Raw genomic sequence first — 2,172 nt, 5'->3', positions numbered from 1 at the left:
GGTGTCCCCGGAGCTCCGCGGGAACGCCTTCATCATCAGGTCGGTCGCGTGCTGGGAGTCCGTGTTCGGAAGGGAGAAGACATTCGTGTAGGTCGTCCCGGCGGCCGTACCCGCCGCGCCCAGTCCGAGCAGCGCACCCACCCACAGCAGCAGGACCACCAGCCGGTGCCGATAGCACCATCGTGCCAATGCCACCACGTTCGTACTCCTCAAAGGTCTGTAGTCAAGAATCGGTCGGTTGGTCCCTCAGGTCCTGGGCAACAGATTCGGCGGCGGCACGCACGCGGGGAAAGGTCATGCCGACGACTCTCAAGAAACTCCAATGCTGGAAAAGGCCCGCTGTCAGCGACCGCGCGGATACTGGAGCCATGACGAAGGCTCCTGGCACCGTGCTGGTCGTGGAGGACGAGGAGAGCATCGCGGACGTCCTCGCCATAGCCCTGCGGTACCACCGTTTCGAGGTGATGACGGCGGGCACCGTCCGCGAGGCGCTCGCACTCGCCGAGCGCACCCGGCCCGACGTGGCGCTGCTCGACGTGATGCTCCCGGACGGCGACGGCCGCGCCCTGGGCAAGCGACTGCGCACCGACCGGTCCGACCTGGCGCTCGTCTTCCTCACCGCGCGCGACTCGCCCGCGGAGATCGTGGGCGCCCTCGGCTTCGGCGACGACTACATCACCAAGCCGTTCAACATCGACGAGGTGGTCGCCCGGATCACGGCCGTCCTGCGCCGTACGCGTCCGGCCGATGTGCTGCCGCAGCGCCCGCCGCTGACGTACGGCGACCTGGAGCTGGACGAGACGACGTACTCGGTGCACCGCGCCGGCCGCACGGTGGAGCTGACGCCCACCGAGTACGTGCTGCTGAGATTCCTGGTGCGCAACCGCGGCCGCATCGTGTCGAAGGAGCAACTTCTGCGCCACGTCTGGCGGTACGAGCACGCGCCGGCCGAGTCGACCGTGGTCGAGACGTACATCAGCTATCTGCGCCGCAAGCTCGACACGCTCGGGTCGCCGGTGATCACTACCCGGCGGGGCGTGGGATACGGACTGGCATGAGCGAAGGCCGCGCCCGCTTCGTCGCCCGTTTCCGCGGTCGCTTCCGCTGCCGTCGCGGCTTCCACTCCCTGTGCGGCAAGCTCACCGTGATGAACGTGGCCATGCTCGCCCTGGGCATCGCGGTCGCGACCATCGTGGGCGTGATGGGCATGCGGATGTTCCTGCTCGACAGTGTCGACACGGAGCTGATGTCGATGCGCGGCTCGATGGGCGAGGCGCGGATCGGCATGGTGCAGGCCGACTCGCTGGGCGCCCTGGTCGCCGTCCGGGACAAGAACTCGCCCCCCTCCTCGGCCGAGGACGCCGACTCCCTCGTGCGGCACGCGATCTTCGCGGCCCTGGACGAGAAGGGGAAGCCGCTGGCCGTCGGCGGTTTCACGCCGACCGCCCAGCAGCGCGCGCTCGCCGGCGCCGTCGACGACCCGGCCGCACTGGTCAAGGACGACGAACCGCACGACGTCAGGGTGGCGGGCTCCCCCTACCGGGTCACGGCGGCCCGGCTCGACGACGGTACGACCGTGCTGCTCGCCACTTCGACCGGGCCGCTGCACGACGTCCTCACCAAAGCCCTCAAACTCGGCCTCGCCTTCGGCGCGCTGCTGCTGGCTCTGCTCGGCTGCCTGACGATGCTCGGTGTGAGCCGCCGGTTGCGGCCGCTGGAGTACATGGTGGAGACCTCGTCGGCGATCGCCGAGGGCGACCTGACGCGGCGCGTGCCTTCCAGCAGCCACCCGGCGCAGGAGGTCGAACAGCTCCGGCTCGCCCTCAACTCCATGCTCCAGCAGGTCGAGTCGGCGTACCGGACGCGCGAGCGCAGCGCCGCCCAGCTGCGCCGTTTCGTCGCCGACGCCTCGCACGAGCTGCGCACACCGCTGTCCGCGATCCGGGGCTACCTCCAGCTGCACGACAAGGGGATGCTGCGCGAACCGGCCGAGCGCAAGCGCGCCTGGGACCGGATGACCGGGGAGGCCGACCGCATGGGCCGCCTCGTCGACGAGCTGCTCACCCTCGCCCGCCTGGACCAGAGCCCCGAACTCCGCTTCCGCAACGTCGACCTGACCCGCCTGGTCCGCGACGCCGCCGAGGACCTGCGCGCCCAGCAGCCCGACCGCCC

General features: G+C 70.2%; 3 protein-coding genes. 2 read left to right on the top strand and 1 reads right to left on the bottom strand.

The features are described from left to right. Positions 1–189, bottom strand: a 189-nt coding sequence (locus ABZ027_RS43120; protein WP_356778583.1) for a hypothetical protein, incomplete at its 3' end; no start/stop codon positions are given. A 179-nt stretch (positions 190–368) separates the two neighbouring features. Here ABZ027_RS43120 and ABZ027_RS43115 point away from each other — a divergent pair. Both ABZ027_RS43115 and ABZ027_RS43110 read left to right on the top strand, forming a co-directional pair. Continuing rightward, positions 369–1,058, top strand: a complete 690-nt coding sequence (locus tag ABZ027_RS43115) for a response regulator transcription factor (RefSeq protein WP_356778581.1) — start codon at positions 369–371, stop codon at positions 1,056–1,058. Further along, positions 1,055–2,172 (top strand): histidine kinase dimerization/phospho-acceptor domain-containing protein (locus ABZ027_RS43110; RefSeq protein ID WP_356778579.1); only part of this gene is annotated, 1,118 nt, incomplete at its 3' end. The genes ABZ027_RS43115 and ABZ027_RS43110, both read left to right, overlap by 4 nt.

The organism is Streptomyces sp. NPDC006332, assembly GCF_040612855.1.
GTDB lineage: Bacteria > Actinomycetota > Actinomycetes > Streptomycetales > Streptomycetaceae > Streptomyces.
Note: the sequence above shows the minus strand (reverse complement) of the source record. Positions and strands in the feature narration are given on the sequence as shown.